Source organism: Streptococcus parasanguinis, assembly GCF_016648855.1.
GTDB classification, from domain to species: Bacteria; Bacillota; Bacilli; order Lactobacillales; family Streptococcaceae; genus Streptococcus; species Streptococcus parasanguinis_L.
Window position 1 is genome coordinate 17,468 of sequence record NZ_JACLQU010000007.1, and the last position, 18,254, is coordinate 35,721.

Below are 18,254 nucleotides of genomic sequence, written 5' to 3' on the forward strand. Positions count from 1 at the left end.
AGCAAGTGATTTATCCAAATAAAAAGAGATTGAGAACGATTCTTTCTCAATCTCTACAATTTCTACTAAAAGTGTTGATTAATTCCCTTCAAGATTCGGTTGATGAGCAAATAAAGCCTTTGTTGCTTGGTAGACGTGGTAAGCGACATCTTCATTGTTCATGGTGTAAAGATGGACACCTGCCACATCTTGAGTAACCAAATCAACGATTTGATCGACTGCATAAGCCAAGCCAGCTGCGCGAAGAGACTTTGGATCATGCTCATACTTGTCTAAAATCGCTTTAAACTTCCGTGGGATATGAACATTTTCACAAGTCTTAAGGAGACGAAGGGCCTGATTGCGATTGAGAATCGGCATCACTCCTGCATGAATAGGAACATTGATCCCAGCCAAGGTACACTTATCTTGAAAATCATAGAAACGCTCATTGTCAAAGAAAAGTTGAGTGACCAAGCTAGAGCATCCTGCATCTACCTTCTTTTTAAGATTTTGAATATCTGAAATTTGGTTGGGAGAATCTGGGTGTCCCTCAGGATAGCAAGCACCAATCACCTCAAAATGAGGAGCTTCTGTTTTAATAAATTCAATCAGATCTGTTGCATAACGAAAGTCTTTTAAAGGTTCCACACCGGGGATAATATCCCCACGCAGAGCCAAAATCCGATGCACCCCAACTTCATTTAACTCCTGAAGAGTATCAGCCACTTTTTCCTTGCTCAAATAAACGGCTGGCAAGTGAGCAATCGTCGGAATAGACAATTCATTTTGAATGTAATTGGCTAAAGCAACCGTCGTCTCTTTGATATTGTATTTATTATTGCTAGCGGTCACACTAATAAAGTGGGGAGCTAGCTCCTGCATATTTGCCAAGGCACGTAAGAGTTTGGCATTGCCTACTTCAGGATTTGGAGGAAAAACTTCAAATGACAGAGACGGTGTGTGTTGTGACATATTCTATCCTTTTCTTTTGTTTCGTTGATCAAGAACTCTGAGCCACTATTTCTAGGATAAGGGAACGCTTCGAAAACCCTCTACACGATGATAGAAGGTCCTCGAAACATTTCTTACAAGTGTTCACGCGCTTCTTTAGCGGCATTAACCAGCTTGATCAAGCTTTCTTTTGTTTCTTTAATTCCGCGAGTCTTCAAACCACAGTCAGGGTTGATCCAAACTTTGCCACTTGGTACTTTGGCCAAGATTGCTTCGATAGTATGATCAATTTCACCGTCTTGTGGGACACGTGGTGAGTGGATATCGTAAACCCCAGGTCCAACTTCTGTTTGGAAGTTTTTCGCTTTCAACTCATCCAAGATTTCAAGGTTTGAACGGCTTGCCTCAAATGAGATAACGTCAGCATCCAAGTTGTCGATCGCTGGGATGATATCTGTAAATTCTGAGTAACACATGTGAGTGTGAATTTGTGTGTCTGGTGCGACAGTTGAGTGTACCAAACGGAAGGCTGGAATCGCCCAGTCAAGGTAGTCTTCGTACCAGTCGCTACGACGGAGTGGCAATTTTTCACGAAGAGCAGCCTCGTCGATTTGAATGATTTTCACACCTGCAGCTTCAAGGTCAAGAACTTCATCCTTGATAGCAAGAGCGATTTGAAGAGTAGAATCCTTGATAGAGATGTCTTCACGTGGGAATGACCAGTTAAGAATGGTAACAGGTCCAGTCAACATCCCTTTAACAGGTTTATCTGTACGGCTTTGTGCGTAGCTAGACCATTTCACAGTGATTGGGTTAAGACGAGTCACATCTCCCCAGATGATTGGTGGTTTCACCCCACGCATACCGTATGATTGTACCCATCCATTCTTAGAGAAGAGGTAGCCAGACAAGTTTTGACCGAAGTACTCAACCATGTCGTTTCGTTCAAACTCACCGTGTACAAGCACGTCAAATCCAACTTCTTCTTGCCATTTGATCCATTCGTCGATCGTTTCAGCAAGGAAGGCATCGTATTCTTCTTGTGTCAATTCACCCTTACGGAAGGCCAAACGTTTGGCACGTACTTCCTTAGTTTGAGGGAATGAACCGATGGTAGTTGTTGGAAGTGCTGGAAGCTTGAAGGCTTCTTTTTGGATTTCTTCACGTTCCGCGAAAGCTGGCAAACGAGTGTAGTCTGCTTCTGTCAAAGCTGCGATACGAGCATGAAGTTCAGCATTTGCTCCAACGCGTTCTGTTGCAAAGAGTTCTTTGTTAGCAGCAAGAGCTTCTGCCCCTTGACCATTGCGGATGGCATCCAAGTCACGCAATTCACCCAATTTTTCAACTGCAAAGGCGAAGTGGTTCAAAATAGCTGGTTCAAAATCTTCGTTAGCCGTTGTAAATGGCACATGAAGAAGGGAGCAAGAAGTCGTCAAGACAACCTTTTCAGCTGGAACTTGATCCAAGATTTCCAAGCTCTTTTCATAGTTGTTGCGCCAGATGTTTTTCCCATTCACAATACCTGCATAAAGGGTCTTATCAGCTGGGAAGCCACCTTTCACCAATTCAAGTGTTTTCTTGCCTTCAACAAAGTCAAGACCAATACCATCTACTGGCAAGTTTACAAGGTCATTGTAGACATCACGAACATCACCAAAGTAAGTTTGGATCAAGACTTCAAGACCTTTCTTGTCAGCCAAGAGTTTGTTGTAGAGGTTCAAGAAGAGAGCTTTTTCTTCAGCTGTCAAATCTTTAACAAGAGCTGGCTCATCGAGTTGAATACGAGTCGCACCAAGCTCAGCCAATTTAGCAAAGACTTCTTGGTAAGCAGCAACCAAGCTGTCAACGAAGTCTTCCGCTTTCACACCATCTTCAAAGTCAGATAATTGAAGGAAAGTGAATGGTCCAACGACTACTGGACGAGTGTTGATCCCCAATTCTTTAGCTTCTTGGTACTCATCAAAAATCTTGTGACCAGCCAATTTCACTTCTGTTGTTTTTTCAAATTTAGGAACGATGTAATGGTAGTTGGTGTTGAACCATTTTTTCATTGGAAGGGCACGCACATCCCCTTTTTCACCTTGGTAACCACGCGCCAAAGCGAAGTATTGTTCAAGGTCTGTCAAATCCAAGTTTTGAACAGATGCAGGCACGACGTTGAAAAGGAAGGCTGCATCAAGGAAATTGTCGTAGTGTGAGAAGTCATTTGAAGGAATCTCTGAGATGCCTTGTTCTTTAACAATGTTCCAGTGTTTAGCACGCAAGTCTTTAGCAGCTGCCAAGAGCTCGTCTGCTGAGATTTCTTTTCTAAAGTATTTTTCAGTTGTAAATTTTAATTCACGGAATTCACCCAAACGTGGGAAACCGATAATTGTAGTTGACATGTTGTGTCCTCCAAAAATTCTAATTGACACTATCATATCAGAAGATAGCCATCTTGTATAATTGCTTTTACACGAATTTTGATATAGGTAAAAACTATAACACGGATTTAATAGGCCTTGGGACCAGAGATCAAAAGCAAAAACTAGGACTGCTTATAAATATTTCCTATAGCCCATGCATCACCGAACCATTTTTGAGCGGATTTCTGAGCGGATTCTGCTAGAAGAATAACCCCTAAAAAGCAAAACAGGCCTCCTCTACCAAGAAAGACCCGTGGGAGCATAAACAAACTGCTCTTGTTTACAAATCTAATAAATCTAATAAATTCTATAAAAATTTATTAGTTAGAATGATTCTATCAACTACTGAAACTTTCCGCCGTGAGAAAAGTGCTAGAAACACTTTTGTTTCTAGCACTCGGGAGTTTTGAGACCTTAGGCTCAATAATTAGTCTTGAAACTTCGTAGAAGTTCGCTGACGTCCGTACTCACCTAAGGAAAGTTTTTTAGATGACGTCGTTCCCAATCTGACAGGCCTTCTCTACTGAGAAAGACCTGCTTCTACGAGGAAGTAATTTCTTCTATTTTCCTTAATTGTATTAGGCTAATTTAACACAGAAGGCATCCCAAGGGGCTAACTTGCCTGATTCGAGGACTTGTTCTACCTTGGTATTGGCAATGAGAACCTCTTCAACTCCATTGACAAGCGGTAAGTCTTGCTCTTGACTTGAGAGATTGACAACGACGAGGTAGGCTTGCTCTCTTTCTACCCGCTTGTAAGCAAAAACCTTGTCTACTGCGTCCACCAATTCATAATCAGCCGTCACAAGCCAAGGATGCTCTTTTCTCAAGGCCACCAGAGCTTGGTAGGTATAGAAAATGGAGTCTGGATCTGCTAGAGCAGCCTCAACATTGATCTCTTTGTAGTTTGGGTTGACAGCAAGCCATGGTTGACCTGTCGTAAAGCCAGCTTCTGCTTCATCATTCCACTGCATCGGTGTCCGTGCATTGTCCCGACCAATATGGCGGATCTGATCCATGATCACTTCGAGTGGCACTCCTTTTTCTAAGGCTTCATGGGCATAGTTGATTGACTCGATATCTTCCACATCCTCGAGGGTCTTAAATGGATAATTGGTCATCCCAATTTCTTCCCCTTGATAGATATACGGAGTTCCCTTCATCAAGTGAAGCAGAATAGCTAAAGCCTTGGCAGATTTGACACGGTAGTCGCCATCATCCCCCCAAGTTGACACAATCCGTGGGAGATCGTGGTTGTTCCAAAAGAGGGAATTCCAGCCTTCGTCTTTTCCTAATTCCGTCTGCCACTTGGTGAAAATTTCCTTCAATTTAGGCACATCCAATTCCTTAGCGTAGTGCCACTTTGGTTGACCCGGTTGGTATTGAAGGCCGATGTGTTCAAATTGGAAAACCATGGACAATTCTTGATTTTTTGGACTGGAGTACTGCTTGGCAATCTCTGGAGTCGCTCCCCAAGTTTCTCCTACTGTAAGCAGATCCTTATCACCAAAGGTTGCTTGATTCATTTCCTTCAAGTAAGGATGGAGCATGGGACCATTGCTGATGATTTCCTGATCTGGGATCTTACCGATCATATCGATCACATCCATACGGAAGCCACCAATTCCCTTGTCAATCCAGAAATTCATCATGTCATAGATCTGATGACGAAGCTCCTCATTTTCCCAGTTAAGGTCTGGTTGCTTCTTACTAAAGTTATGCAGGTAGTATTGGCCTGAGGCTTCATCAAATTCCCAAGCAGAGCCACTAAAAGCAGAAATAATGCCATTGGGCTCATCGCGCCAAATATAGAAATCCCGCTTTGGACTGTCTGGGTTTTCACGCGCCTCGATAAACCAAGCATGCTCATCAGAGGTATGGTTGACCACCAAGTCCATGATGATTTTGATCTTGCGTTTCTGACCTTCTGCGATCAATTCTTCCATATCTTCCATGGTACCAAAGATGGAGGCAATATCCTCGTAATCCGAGATGTCATAGCCGTTATCATCCATGGGACTCTTGTAGACTGGTGAGAGCCAGATGGCTGTAATCCCTAGCTTTTCCAGATAGTCTAGCTTGCTCGTGATCCCCTTGAGATCCCCGATGCCATCGCCATTACTATCCTTGAAACTTTTTGGATAAACTTGGTAAATTACGGCATTATGCCACCATTTTTGTTCCATTTTTTCTTCTCCTTTATGATTGTGAAATCACTTTCATCATACAAAAATAGGGGTAAAATTGCAAGAATTTACAAGTCTTCATTCTCTTCACTGGAATAAATCACTTCAAAGAGACGTTGACGCAAACCTTCCTCTAAAGGTGTAATGATCTTCATCAACTGTTTCCAATCCTTGGCTCTTGAACAAGCCGCAAATAATTCATTCTTCCTATCGTAGGCCAGGTTGGCAGATTTCAAGAGCTCAAACATCCGATCTTCTTTTGCAGTAGGACGCGATTGCAGCTCACCCATCGCAATTTCTTGACTTTGATTGTCTACTAAGATAGGGGCTGTCTCTAAGGTATGGAGGAAGAACCGGTGCTGTCTCTTTTCAGGAAGCAGCGTTAGATCACCTGTTAAATCCAGCCTAATCTTTCTTTCATCCCAATTGACAGTTAGGCGGGTTTCAACCCTGTTATCTCCTTCTCCTTCAACGAGTACGAAGGAACGATTGTCACCTGGGAAAAGATGCCAGTCCAGCATTTCTGGGAGCTCTACCCCTGTCTGCGGTTGTGCATCCATAGGGATGATGGCTCCTGCACGAGCAAAGACCGGAATATCCTGGCTAGCTCTAAAGACTGTAAGCTTGCCTTTTCCTTCGTACTTCCAATCATGGAAGAAATCATACCAAACTCCGTCTGGGAACCAAACACTCACAGAAGCACTATGAAAGACCGGATCCAGCGATTCGGTAATTGGGGCCACCATGAGTTCACTACCAAAGAAATATTGATTTTTAGCCTCATAAGCCTCTTCTTCGTTTGGGTAATGGTAATAGAGGGGCTGAACCAAAGGCAGTCCTTCTTCATGCGTCGCCACATTCATGGTGTAAAGATAAGGCAGTAAGCTGTGACGCAGGCGCAAATACTGCTTCATCCAGCGACAAGTCTCAGGCGAGTAAAACCACGGTTCCTTGCTGTTAAAGGCATTACAAGAACTATGGAGACGATTGATCGGACTAAAGACCCCAAACTGCAACCAGCGAAGAGCCAAGTCTTCATCATAGTAACCCCGCATATGGCCACCAATATCGTGACTCCACCACGTATAGCCGATATTTGAAGCTGTGCTGGTAAAATAGGGTTGAAAGGCTAGGGATTCCCAAGTCACAATGGTATCCCCTGAAAAACCGATCGGATACCGGTGGCTGCCAGGACCCCCATAACGCGATAAGATGAGACCAGCTTGGCCTTTTCGGCAATTGTCTAGATAATGATAGTGATTTAACAACCAAAGGGGATCCATCTTGCCATGACTTCCCTGTTGCCAATCAATCCACCAAAAGTCGACTCCTTGATTTTCCAAGGGATGGTGGACATCTTCGAAATAAGCTTCGCGAAAGGCTGGACTGTAAAAGTCAAAGCTAGCCGCTTCTTCTTTTTCCGCATCTAATCCCAAGCGTTTTGCGACCTTGGGGTAAGCATCTTCGAAGGCGCGAATGCCATCTGCTGGATGGACATTTAAGGTCACCTTTAAACCACGCTCATGAAGACCATGTAAGAAGGCAGCTGGATCAGGAATCAAGTCCCGGTTCCAACTATAGCCCGTCCAACCACTTCCAAAGCGAGCAGGAATTGCTGTCTTGTGCCAGTCCATATCGATCACACTGACAGCCAAAGGCACCCCTTCAGCTTTGAAACGATCCATTAAATCTGTGTACTCCTGACTGGTATAAGGCCAATACCGACTCCACCAGTTTCCCAGAGCATAACGTGGCAAGAGTGGTGGCTGTCCTGTCAGATGGTAAAAATCTTTCAAGGCCCCTAGATAATCGCGCCCATAACCGAAGAAATACAGATCCACTTCTGAACATGGCCGTGCTCTAAATCCGCTTTCGACATCATACAAGTAGGAACTGGAATCGTCCAAAAGAGCATAACCGGCCTTGCTCAAGATCCCATCTTCCAACTCCATAGCTCCATCGACCTCGTCAAGCGTCCGACTGGTACCTTTCAAGGTCTCAGGCTGATCTCCATAGTGCCACCGGCTACCATAGACTGCATACTGACCCTTGAGCTCAATAAAAAGCCGATCCGGTGTAAAAGGTCCCTTTTCAAAATGAAGGTGGAGATGCTCCGTATGCAGATCGAGGACCTCTTCTGTCTCTACGACCTCATAAGCAACAGGTCCAAAATCACGATTTTGCACAACTTGCGTCTGACCATCTTCAAAAACACCATCCTCTGAGTATTCTAAGCGAACCAAAGATTCCGTTAATACGGAGATTCGGTAGTTATCTCCCTGTATCACTGATCCTGCCATTTGTCTTTCCTCCTCTTTTTATAGGGCATCTGACTGCCCGCTTTTTATCTGCTCCGCCTCTCCGTGTAGGCGTTTACGATTTTACTATAGCACTCAAAAAAAGGCCTGTCAACACCTGACAGAGCCTTTCCTAAAATTTTATAAGATCAACTTCCCCAATGGATCAAGAGATACATGAGACTAGATCCAAACATATCTGCCAAGGCATGCATGAGGAAAAATGGCAAGAGATTCTTGACGAACTTTAGGACGGACGTTAGGTTAAATTATCCAGTGGATGATTTCAGCAATCCAGGAAGTTCCATGACTAATTAAGATACAGAGGGCGTCTGCGGAGTAAAAATTAAAAATCATATTTCTGCAGAATCATTTCACCTATTTTAGTTAAAAAATAGGTTATCAACATTCTGAGGCTGGGACAAAAGTCCTAGCCTCTTAATTGTTTTTGGATTGTTGAGCAAGACGCAGTGGTTGAGTGGGCTCTACTACGCTGATTTCATCAGCTTTTACAGCCCTACTCAACTGTGCGGAGGTGGGACGACGAAATCGAATTCTAATGAATTACCGATTTCTGTCCCACTCTCAATTACACGATTAGTCTAACAAGTCTTGGATTCTATCCAGATACTGGTTGTCTGTCACCGCCATCACGCGCACCCCTTCTGGCCAGATAAAGTCGGGAGCAATCTGAATATGAAGCGGTTGATCTTCCGCATCTCGATAACCAATAATGTTGAGATGGTACTCCTCTCTGACAGCCAAGTCCTGAAGGCTTTTTCCTACCCAGCTGGATGGAACCGTAAACTCGACTACTACCACTTCTTCATCCAACTGGAAAACTTCAATCCGGTGTTGGAAAAGAACCATTTTAGCGAGGGACATGCCTGCTTCTACCTCTGGCAGGATGACCAAATCAGCCCCAATCTTTTCCAGAATTTCTTTGGTCACTTCATTTTTGACCTTGGCAATGACATGCTCGACTCCAAGCGCCTTACAGTGCATGACAGCCAGCACACTGGACTCCAGGTTTTCACCCGTCGCGATCACGACTGTGTCACAGTTCCCAATATCTGCTGCATCCAAGAGGTCCAACTCCGTAATGTCTCCAACAATTCCAGTTGTAATCATAGATTCATACTGATTAATCACATCTTCGTGATCATCAATTGCAACAATATCCACATCCTGGTCCTGCAGAGTTTTCAGGACACTCTGTCCAAAAATTCCTAATCCTAATATTCCAATGGTTCGATTCGCCATAAGTCTCTCCTATCCGATAATGATGTCTGCTTTAGCATATTGCAAGGCATCTGCCTTTTTAGCTTTGTAATTGTTCAAACTGACCATAAGGGTCAAGGGGCCGATCCGACCGATAAACATGAGCACCATGATGATCCCCAGCCCTGCTCCATTTAAGGTCGAGGTCACATTGGCTGTCACGCCTACTGTCGCTAGAGCCGATACTGCCTCAAAGACCAGGTACAAAAAGCGTTGACCATCCGGAGTCACGAGACAAAGACCAAAGAGTCCAAGGAGAAAAGTCAACTGGAAAATCACTGCCGTCCCCAAAGAGCGTTGGACCAAGTCTGGTGCGATGGTGCGCTTTCCCAGGTTGGTATGTGGCAAGCCGAGCAACTCTTTGCGCGCTAAGAGAATCAGCACCAAGAAGGTGGTGATCTTCATCCCTCCTGCTGTCCCGCCTGGTGCTCCTCCTAGGAACATCTGTAAGAGATAGATAAAGAGCGTCACTGGCCGGACTGCCGTATAATCTAACGAGGCAAAACCAGCTGTCCGCATACTGACAGTTTGGAAGAAGCTGACCAAGATCTTCTCTCCTAATGGAAGGGACCCAATCGTTGCTGGATTATTAAACTCGGTCATAAGACTAGTCACTGTCCCAAAGAGAAGGATCGCCGCCGTTAACCAGAGAACCACCTTGGTATGGAAGCGAAGAGTCCGCCGTCCTGATTGATTGCGGGCCTTGGTGGCTAGGTCAAACCAGACCATGAAGCCCAAGCCCCCAGTAATAATAAGGGCAGACAAGGTCAGATTGACCAACCAATCGGTCTGGAAGCTCATCATACTATCGCCTCCAAAATTATCAAAGCCCGCATTACAAAAGGCCGAGACCGCAACAAAGATGGAGTTAAAGATCCCATGCCCCCAGCCAAAGCGAGGGATAAAGCGGGTCATGAGGAGCAAGGCCCCCACCCCTTCGATGGTAAAGGTGGTAATAAAGATGGAGCGGACAAAACGGGCCAAGCTCTGGTTATTGCTAAAACTAAAACTGTCCCGAATGGTCTGCCGGTCCTTGTAACTAAGTTTTTGGCGACCTTCCATAAAGAAGAGACCGATAAAGGTCAAGATCCCTAGGCCTCCGATCTGGATCAAGAGCATACAGATCAATTGCCCCAAACCATTATAGGTCGAAGCCACCGACTGGGTAAAGAGCCCCGTCACACAGACCATGGAGACCGCTGTAAAGAGGTGGTCGATATAGCCTGCTGTTGAGCTCGCTTGCTGGACAAAAGGCAGACTCAATAAGAGCGAGCCCACCAGGATAACCAAGGCAAAGCTGAGAAAGATTCGCCTTGCCGGAGACAGACTTTTAATTTTGGCCTGCCATTGTTTAAAAAATAATTTGACTAACATAGCTTCATTGTATCATAAAAAGTGAAAAGACCTACAAGTGATGAACCATCTCTAGGCACAATTCTAGGGCCTTCTCAAAAGCTTCAGCACCCCAGTCACGCTGGTCATAATTTTCTAGGTCTGCAAGAGAATCTGCGGTAAATAGGAGCAAGCCCCAAACTGCATCACGAAGCTGGGCGACTGCTGCAAGTGAGGCACACTCCATCTCCACAACACGACACCCTTCTTCAATGCGATAGGCCACCTTGTCAGGTGTTTCTCTATAAAAACCGTCCGTCGACCAGGTCATGACCTCTTGATAAGGAATATCTTTTCCTTTCAAGACAGTTTCGATGGCGGTCAGTGCACGACTGTCCACTTCGATATAACGAGAAGGCGCTACATAATGGTAACTAGCTCCCTCATCTCGCAAGGCCTTGGTCGGGATCAAAAAGGCATTTTCTTCCATGTCCACCAAGACGCCACAGCTTCCTGAGGAAATGATTTTCCTCACCCCATAGCCAATCAACCAATCCATGAATTGGGCAGCAGGTGCAGATCCAACTGGCGCTTGTGCCAAGCAGAGTTTCTCCCCTTGGTGCTCCAGAACATAGACTGGATAAGCCTTGGTAGCTGAGACAAAGGTAGCCACTTGCTCAGCTCCAACAGTTTTGGCAAAGCGGTCAATCTCATCCGCTAAGAAAGCATAAACGCATTTTTCAGGCAGGTGCAGGTCTAACCCCTCATGGGTCGGCATCAGGACTGCCTGTGGGTTGTCGTCAAACTCTAAAATAGGAATTTCATGTTTTTGGATCATCCCTTCTCCTTTTTAATGGGTATTTCTTTAATGATACGGGCTGGGTTTCCTCCAAGAACTACATTATCTCCAAAGGATTTGGTCACGACTGCCCCAGCGCCAGCGACCACATTATCACCCAGCGTGACACCAGGAAGGATGGTGACTCCTCCTCCTGCCCAGAAATTGTCTCCTATCGTAATCGGAGCTCCGTACTCAAGACCCGAGTTGCGCTCATCTGGATCCAGCGGGTGTAAGGGGGTCAAAAATTGGCAATTGGGGCCAATCATGGCATTCTTTCCGATCGTAATGGGACAAATATCCAACATGGTCAAATTGTAATTGGCATAGAAATTTTCTCCTAGATGGATGTTGACCCCATAATCCACAAGAACCTGACGATTGAGATAGAGGTTTTCACCGGTTGATCCAAACCACTCTTTGATGATAGTTGCCCCTTTTTTAGGATCCACCTCTTGGTTAAAAGTTTCTTGTTTCTCTCGAGAGGCTTGGGCTAAAGCCCGCAATTCAGGGTCCGCAGGTCTATAGTAGTCACCCGCAATCATTTTTTCATATTCACTGGCCATAAGGAAACCTCCACGTTATTTTGACATATTATAGCAGAATTCCCCCTTTAAAACAAACGTCAGAATAAGGGTTTGTAAGAAAAAAGATCAGAAACGCTTAAAAACACTTAATAAAACTTGCATCCGCTTACAAAATGGTGTACAATGAAGACAAGAACAGAAATAAGGAGCGAATTCATGTACCAGGAACAACGGCTCGAAAAAATCCTAGAACTTTTAAAAGAGCGAAAACAGCTATCCGCTAAAGAAATGGTTGATTACTTTAAGGTCTCAAAAGATACTATTCGCAGAGACTTTGCCCTCCTTAGCCAACGCCAGCTGGTCCGTAGGACCCACGGTGGGCTCCTTCCCTTAAACAAAGAACCTGGCCCTTCTTATCTAGACCGTAGTCAAAAGGCTAACAACGAAAAGACTACCATGGCTCAAAAGGCCCTGCAATTGATCCAAGATGGACAAGTGATCTTTCTCGACGTTTCCACCTCGATGACCCTGCTTGCTGGCTTGCTTAATAAGGAAGTCACAGTCTATTCGCATTCCCTTGACAATGCCATCCAGCTCAGTAGTCATTCCCAGGTTGACTTTCATCTTTTAGGAGGAAAATTCTACCCTAAAAACCGCTTCTACTATGACGCGAATCAAGCACAAATACTGGACAATCTTCGCTTTGATCTGGCTTTTTTTGGAGCGAGTAGCTTAGCCAATGGTGAAGTCACCTTTGAGGATTCTGAAGACGTTGCCGTCAAATCCCTCGTCTTTGAACGGGCTCGCACCAAGATCCTTGTGGCAGAAAGTTCTAAATGGACGAAAAACGGAAACTACTATCTTGCTCGTCTCAAACAATTTGACTATTGGATCACTGACCAAAAACCAAGCCCTGAAATCCTTAAACAAGTCGGCAACGAAACCACTATTCTCTACTAGGAGGTCCTCATTATGTCTCACATTCGTCTCATCATCAGCGATATCGATGGCACCATCTTAAATGACCACCATCAGATTGATCCACAGTTGGCAGCACTGATCCCCGATTTAAAGCGTGAAGAGATTCCTTTCGTGCTGGCCTCTGCTCGCTCCCCCAAAGGGATGGCTCCCATTGCTAAAGAGCTCGGCATAGAGGACTGTCCCATGGCCTGCTACAACGGAGCCTTGATCCAAAAGGGAGAGCAGGTTCTTTTCGAGCATCCCTTAGATAAGATTGAAGCTCGTCAGTTTATCAACTGGGTCAACCAACACTTCCCTCAAGTTTCGATCAACCTCTATAGTGGAAAAGACTGGATGACCGATCATCTTGACCAATGGAGCCAAGAGGAGGCCCGGATTACAGGAGAAAAACCTCTCATCCTTCCCCTATTGGATCCTTTGCTGGATATGACAAAACCCCTCCACAAATTGCTCTTAATTGGAGAACCAGAAGAGATCCAAGCCCTCTATCGTGCTATTTCTGCCGACGACTTCCCTTCTACCGCCTTTTATCTCTCCAAAGCCAACTACCTAGAAGTTACTGCTAAGCACGTCTCTAAAGAGGATGCTCTGGTTGAGCTCGCTAATCACTACCACTTGAGCTTAGAAGAAGTCCTCACCATGGGGGACAACTTCAATGACCTTCCTATGCTCAAAAAAGCAGGCATCGGTGTCGCTATGGGCAACGCTCCACAAGAAGTGAAAGAGGGAGCAGCAGTCGTGACAAAGACCAACAATGAAAACGGGGCTGGGCATGCGGTTGAAACCTATGTGTTGATCTAGTCATCCGTTTAAAAAGGACGTCGAGTATAATATCCGACGTCCTTTTTGACGAATGTATAGCACTAAAACTACATCATTTTCATATAAATGCTATCCCAACAATGTCTGCAGAATTGGAACCACAATCACAAATAAGACTGTGCTGAGAGTGACCACATTCGTTGAAAACTCAACATCGCCTTTACCTTGATTGGCAAGAATAGGAAGAACTGCCAAAGCTGGTGTTGCTGATTGAATCATAAAGGTTCTAAATTCTGGTGCCACCATATTTGGAGAGAAGAACTTCAGAACCAAGAGCATGATGACAGGTGCAAGAATAAAACGACCAACCAGTGTGATAATGGTATCTTTATCAAAGCGAATCGTCTTAAGGCCTGCCTTAGCTAGGACGATACCGATATAGACAAGAGATAAGGGCGTTGTTAAACTACCAATATAAGTCAAGGTGCTTTCTGCAAAACTTGGAACAGGAATACGCAACACCAAAAAGACGAGGGCTACGAGAAAACCTAATAAAGGAGCTGGGAAAAGCTTCTTCCAATTAAATTTTTGAGCCTGTTTTGAAGCCCCTTCTTTACTATCAGAAGTCATCAGATAGACACCTAATGTCCAAGTAGATACTGTATTTGTAATATAATAAACCAAGAAGTAAGGAAGGGCTTGATTTCCAAACAGAGCGATATTTAAAGGCAAACCAATAAATATGGTATTAGCATTAACAAAGGTATTAATCATGGTTCCTCGACGACCTGGGCGCACTTTAAAAACTTTCACTGCGATAAAGGCCGCTAGGTAACCAAGAATGAAGGCGATAAACGTATACAACAAACCGCCAGACAAGCTAATCAATTTATCTAAAGTTAAATATTTAAGAACAGAGGTAAAAATTGCAACAGGCATGGCCACGTTCATAATCAGTTTAGATAAGTCATTTCCAAAACTCTCTTGAAACCAACCTCGGACTTGCAAGAAATAACCAAGAATGATGATGACGATAATGGGTACAATACTCTGAATTGACGTTAAAAAGATTTCCATAGTCTCCCTTTCTATCTAACAGGACATACAAGAAAAGGTGTACAAGGCATCCAGTCGCACTCGTACACCTCCATTAAATTTACTTATTTATATTCTGGATACCATTTCAAATCACGTACCGCTTTAGCCATATCTGTTTCTTGAGCACGCGCAAGACCTTGTTCTTGCGCTTTTTTAGCAACTGCTTCTGCTACTTTGATAGAAACATCAGCTACATACTTGAATGGAGGTAAGACTGGTGCTCCTGGTTCGCCTGGATTGACAATCCCACTCAATGAATGTGCGGCTGCTCCAATCATTTCATCCGTCAAAAGACTCGCTTCAGAAGCCAGCATACCAAGTCCAAGACCTGGGTAAATCAGGGCATTATTCGCTTGACCAATCACGTAGTCCACACCTTTATAGGAAACTGTACCAGCTGGAATTCCTGTTGCAACAAATGCTTTTCCGTCTGACCATTCGATCAAATCTTTGGCACTTGCCTCAGCTAGTTTGGTCGGGTTTGACAATGGGAAAATGATAGGACGTTCAGTGTTTTCACACATAGCTTCTACAATTTCTTTTGTGAAAGTATTCGGCTGAGTTGAAGTTCCCACAAGAATGGTTGGTTTAACCGTCTTCACTACTTCAAGAAGGTCCGTCAACTGATCTGCATTGGCAAAATCAGAACGTTTCTTAGCAAATGGTTTTTGTTGCGGCGTTAAGTCATCCATATCATCAAAAAGGAGACCTTGTTTGTCGACCATAAAGAAGCGTTTATAAGCTTCTTCTTCAGGTAGACCTTCACTAACCATTTCACGAAGGACACGAGAAGCAATCCCTGCACCAGCAGTCCCACCACCATAGCAGAGATAAACTTGATCCGTTAATTTTTCACCTGTAATATCCAATGCCCCAAAGATCCCACCTAGGGTAACAATACCAGTTCCTTGGATATCATCGTTAAAGGTTGGGATTTGCTTCCGGTATTTTTCAAGGATGTTAGCAGCATTTAAGCGACCAAAATCTTCCCAGTGCAGATAGAGTTTAGGGAAGAGGCGTTCTGCAGTTTGAACAAATTGATCGATAAAATCATAATAACGATCTCCACGCACACGTTCGTGACGATTTCCTAAGTAATTAGGATTGTTACGCAATTCTTCACGGTTGGTACCTGCATCAATGACCAAAGGAAGCACCGTTGAAGGATCGATTCCTGCAGCTCCAGTATAGACCATCAATTTCCCAACAGAAATATCAACACCATTTGTACCCCAGTCACCAATACCGAGAATACCTTCTGCATCTGTCACAACAATAAGACGAATTTCACGGTCCCCTGCTGCATTTTTCAAAGTTGCTTCGATATTTTCAGGATGATTGATATCAAGATATGCGGCATATTGTGGATCTACAAAGAGATCGCTATACCCTTCAATGGTATCAGCAATAGTTGGATCATAGACAATTGGATTAAACTCTTCCAAATGTTGAGCAAATAGGTAGTAAAATAGAGTACGATTTGTATTAAAAATTTCCATTAGGAACAAACGTTTTTCCAAATCATTAACCTTTGTTTGCATTTGCGCATAAGTTTGCGCTGCTTGTTCTTCAATAGTTTGGACGTAAGGTGGCAGGAGGCCAATGAGACCTAGTTGCTTACGTTCCTCTAAAGTAAAGGCAGTTCCTTTATTGAGGAAAGGGTTGTTTAAAATATCATGTGCAGTCATCATGTGACCTCCTTATTTAGTTTATTCTATTATAACACTTTTTCTTTAAATGACACTTTGTTATCTATATGATACAATATGAATAAATCAGTCAATGAAAGTTCAGGCGATACAACCGAAAATGATGCGATTTCAAAAGATAACAAAATAATAGGCTTATCCATCACTTCCTAGATCGTCATAGTCATCTCTTAAAAAAGCCTGTTCCTTTCCACCTTTTAGAAGGTTATTCTCATCAAAAGATCCACTGTTTTCAGGTATTCTTTTTTCTACTTATGATGATCAATACCTATAAAAGCCATAGATAATAAATCCAAAATATGTTTGTTATAAGATACTTTGTTTTGTTTAAGGTGTTATTTTTGTCATTTAAAACTTGTATTCTGGTTACATGAAAACAAAACATTATTTACAACGGTATATAGCGCAAAAGGTCAAATATTTGCGAAAAAAACAAAACATGAGTCAAGAGGAGCTATCGGAACGGGCAGATCTTGGATTAAAATACATCAATCAATTGGAAAATCAAAACGTGAATCTGACCATTCACAGTCTTGAAAAAGTCATTTCTGCTCTTGAGTTAACGCCTGAAGAATTCTTCAATTTTAATTCACTTGAATCATCTTCAGATCCTAACGACAATCTTTCACTTAAGAGAGTAAATATGAAAATTAAGCAACTTCCAGTTGGAAAAAGGGAGAAGATCCTAACGATTTTCGAAGATCTTTTAGATAGCCTTTAATTGTCCTCTGACTCACCTCAGATTGTAACAAACAAAAAATCATATAGTCAAATTAGCTATCACGGATAATTTTTGCTTATCCATGTCTGTCTATTTAGAAGAGGGAGCCCAATGAATCTTAAGGACTTTTATTATTTTCTTGATCTTAGTCAACAGCAATCCTTTACTGGGGTTGCCCAAAAACACGGGATCAGTCAACCATCCGTTTCCTATGCGATTAAACGACTAGAAAAGGAATTTCACTGTCCATTAATCGCGCACGATCCTTCTCATCGTACTTTCAAATTGACGCCCCAAGGAGAAATCTTGCTACGACATATTCAAAAGGTCTTACCTGAGATTCAAGGGGCCAAAAAAGAGATCCTCCGGAGTCTCTCTCAATTCAATACGGTTGGTTTCCCACCAATCATCATTGACTATCTTGTCCGAAAACAACCCGCCTTTATCAGTAATGTTGCAGCTCTTCAAAGTATCCATCCTGTCCAAGAAGGATCTGTCGAACTTTTAGAAATGCTTTCCAAAGGGGAACTAGATGCTAGTTTTTTAGGGAGTTTGGAACCGATTAAAGATCATCGCTTCCAGGTAAGAGAAATAGCCAAACGAGATCTCTTCTATATCCTTCATCATAACCATCCACTAGCCTCCAAAAAAGTATTACAATTTTCAGACGTCATCGATGAAGATTTTATCATTCCAGATGAGCACTTTGTTCATTTAAAAGCCTTTGAACAGTTGAATGAGCGCTATCACCATGAGGCTACACCCTTCTTTCAGACGGATGATATTCAGCTTCTAAAACAACTCCTTCGTAAACAAGTGGGGATCAGTTTACTAGCAGATCTTGCACTAACAGATGGTGAAGAAGAACTGATCGCGATTCCGATGGCAGAAAGTGAACGGATTAGTTTTTACGTTTCACTAGTTGAACCGAAGGAAAGTAATCTCAAACCAGAGGTCATCCAATTCTTTGAAAAATTACTAAACTAATCGTAGTCTTTGTTCTTAGTGCTAATGCAGAAACATAAATAAAGTGACTAGCTAGTATTTTTTACGACTAAAAAATATAGTAGAAATGCCGATAAAATAAGGATTCCTGCAAATTTGTGGGAATCCTATTTTCTTTTGCACACTTTGTATATTTAAATTATTTTGTGTATATTTTTCTCATTCAGCTTTTTATCAAT

14 protein-coding genes and 1 pseudogene are annotated in these 18,254 nt (G+C 43.2%); 4 read left to right on the forward strand and 11 right to left on the reverse strand.

From position 1 onward, the window contains the following. Positions 1-78: 78 nt before the first annotated feature. The 9 genes and pseudogenes from metF to H7T92_RS05680 form a co-directional block, all read right to left on the reverse strand. Entirely contained in the window at positions 79-954 is an 876-nt protein-coding gene (metF, locus tag H7T92_RS05645) for a methylenetetrahydrofolate reductase [NAD(P)H] (RefSeq protein ID WP_201037290.1), read from the reverse strand. Positions 955-1,067: 113 nt separating this feature from the next. After that, complete coding sequence (gene metE, locus H7T92_RS05650; protein ID WP_049497962.1) at positions 1,068-3,317, reverse strand: 5-methyltetrahydropteroyltriglutamate--homocysteine S-methyltransferase; 2,250 nt, start codon at positions 3,315-3,317, stop codon at positions 1,068-1,070. A 599-nt stretch (positions 3,318-3,916) separates the two neighbouring features. Next, positions 3,917-5,524, reverse strand: a complete 1,608-nt coding sequence (locus H7T92_RS05655; protein WP_201037291.1) for an alpha-glucosidase — start codon at positions 5,522-5,524, stop codon at positions 3,917-3,919. 68 nt (positions 5,525-5,592) lie between these two features. Then, positions 5,593-7,824, reverse strand: a complete 2,232-nt coding sequence (locus H7T92_RS05660) for a glycoside hydrolase family 31 protein (protein ID WP_201037292.1) — start codon at positions 7,822-7,824, stop codon at positions 5,593-5,595. A 146-nt stretch (positions 7,825-7,970) separates the two neighbouring features. Beyond that, positions 7,971-8,063: pseudogene (locus tag H7T92_RS10335) on the reverse strand (CPBP family intramembrane glutamate endopeptidase); the annotation flags it as partial. Positions 8,064-8,418: 355 nt separating this feature from the next. Next, a complete protein-coding gene (locus tag H7T92_RS05665) occupies positions 8,419-9,084 on the reverse strand; it encodes a potassium channel family protein (RefSeq protein ID WP_021153816.1) in 666 nt (221 codons plus the stop codon). A gap of 9 nt (positions 9,085-9,093) precedes the next feature. Beyond that, complete coding sequence (locus H7T92_RS05670; protein ID WP_201037293.1) at positions 9,094-10,476, reverse strand: TrkH family potassium uptake protein; 1,383 nt, start codon at positions 10,474-10,476, stop codon at positions 9,094-9,096. A gap of 31 nt (positions 10,477-10,507) precedes the next feature. Further along, positions 10,508-11,272 carry a nucleoside phosphorylase gene (locus H7T92_RS05675; protein WP_021153818.1) on the reverse strand — a complete coding sequence of 255 codons (765 nt, stop codon included), beginning with the start codon at positions 11,270-11,272 and terminating at the stop codon, positions 10,508-10,510. Then, positions 11,269-11,838 carry a sugar O-acetyltransferase gene (locus H7T92_RS05680; protein WP_201037294.1) on the reverse strand — a complete coding sequence of 190 codons (570 nt, stop codon included), beginning with the start codon at positions 11,836-11,838 and terminating at the stop codon, positions 11,269-11,271. The genes H7T92_RS05675 and H7T92_RS05680 overlap by 4 nt, the downstream gene beginning before the upstream one ends. A gap of 177 nt (positions 11,839-12,015) precedes the next feature. Here H7T92_RS05680 and H7T92_RS05685 point away from each other — a divergent pair, with 177 nt between their 5' ends. Together H7T92_RS05685 and H7T92_RS05690 are read left to right on the forward strand one after the other, a co-directional pair. After that, positions 12,016-12,759: a DeoR/GlpR family DNA-binding transcription regulator gene (locus H7T92_RS05685; RefSeq protein WP_201037295.1), complete on the forward strand. Its 744-nt coding sequence runs from the start codon at positions 12,016-12,018 to the stop codon at positions 12,757-12,759. Between the two features lie 12 nt (positions 12,760-12,771). After that, positions 12,772-13,581 (forward strand): Cof-type HAD-IIB family hydrolase, encoded by an 810-nt coding sequence (locus H7T92_RS05690; protein ID WP_201037296.1) that lies wholly within the window; start codon positions 12,772-12,774, stop codon positions 13,579-13,581. A 90-nt stretch (positions 13,582-13,671) separates the two neighbouring features. On the opposite strand, the gene H7T92_RS05695 is transcribed toward H7T92_RS05690, so the two are convergent. Beyond that, positions 13,672-14,619 (reverse strand): AEC family transporter, encoded by a 948-nt coding sequence (locus tag H7T92_RS05695; protein ID WP_023919058.1) that lies wholly within the window; start codon positions 14,617-14,619, stop codon positions 13,672-13,674. A gap of 83 nt (positions 14,620-14,702) precedes the next feature. Further along, on the reverse strand, positions 14,703-16,328 hold the full coding sequence (locus H7T92_RS05700; protein WP_049490433.1) for a malolactic enzyme: 1,626 nt from the start codon (positions 16,326-16,328) through the stop codon (positions 14,703-14,705). A gap of 391 nt (positions 16,329-16,719) precedes the next feature. Here H7T92_RS05700 and H7T92_RS05705 point away from each other — a divergent pair, with 391 nt between their 5' ends. Together H7T92_RS05705 and H7T92_RS05710 are read left to right on the forward strand one after the other, a co-directional pair. Continuing rightward, positions 16,720-17,070, forward strand: a complete 351-nt coding sequence (locus H7T92_RS05705) for a helix-turn-helix domain-containing protein (protein WP_003008684.1) — start codon at positions 16,720-16,722, stop codon at positions 17,068-17,070. A gap of 111 nt (positions 17,071-17,181) precedes the next feature. Next, entirely contained in the window at positions 17,182-18,057 is an 876-nt protein-coding gene (locus tag H7T92_RS05710; RefSeq protein WP_070586908.1) for a LysR family transcriptional regulator, read from the forward strand. Positions 18,058-18,254 lie beyond the last annotated feature (197 nt).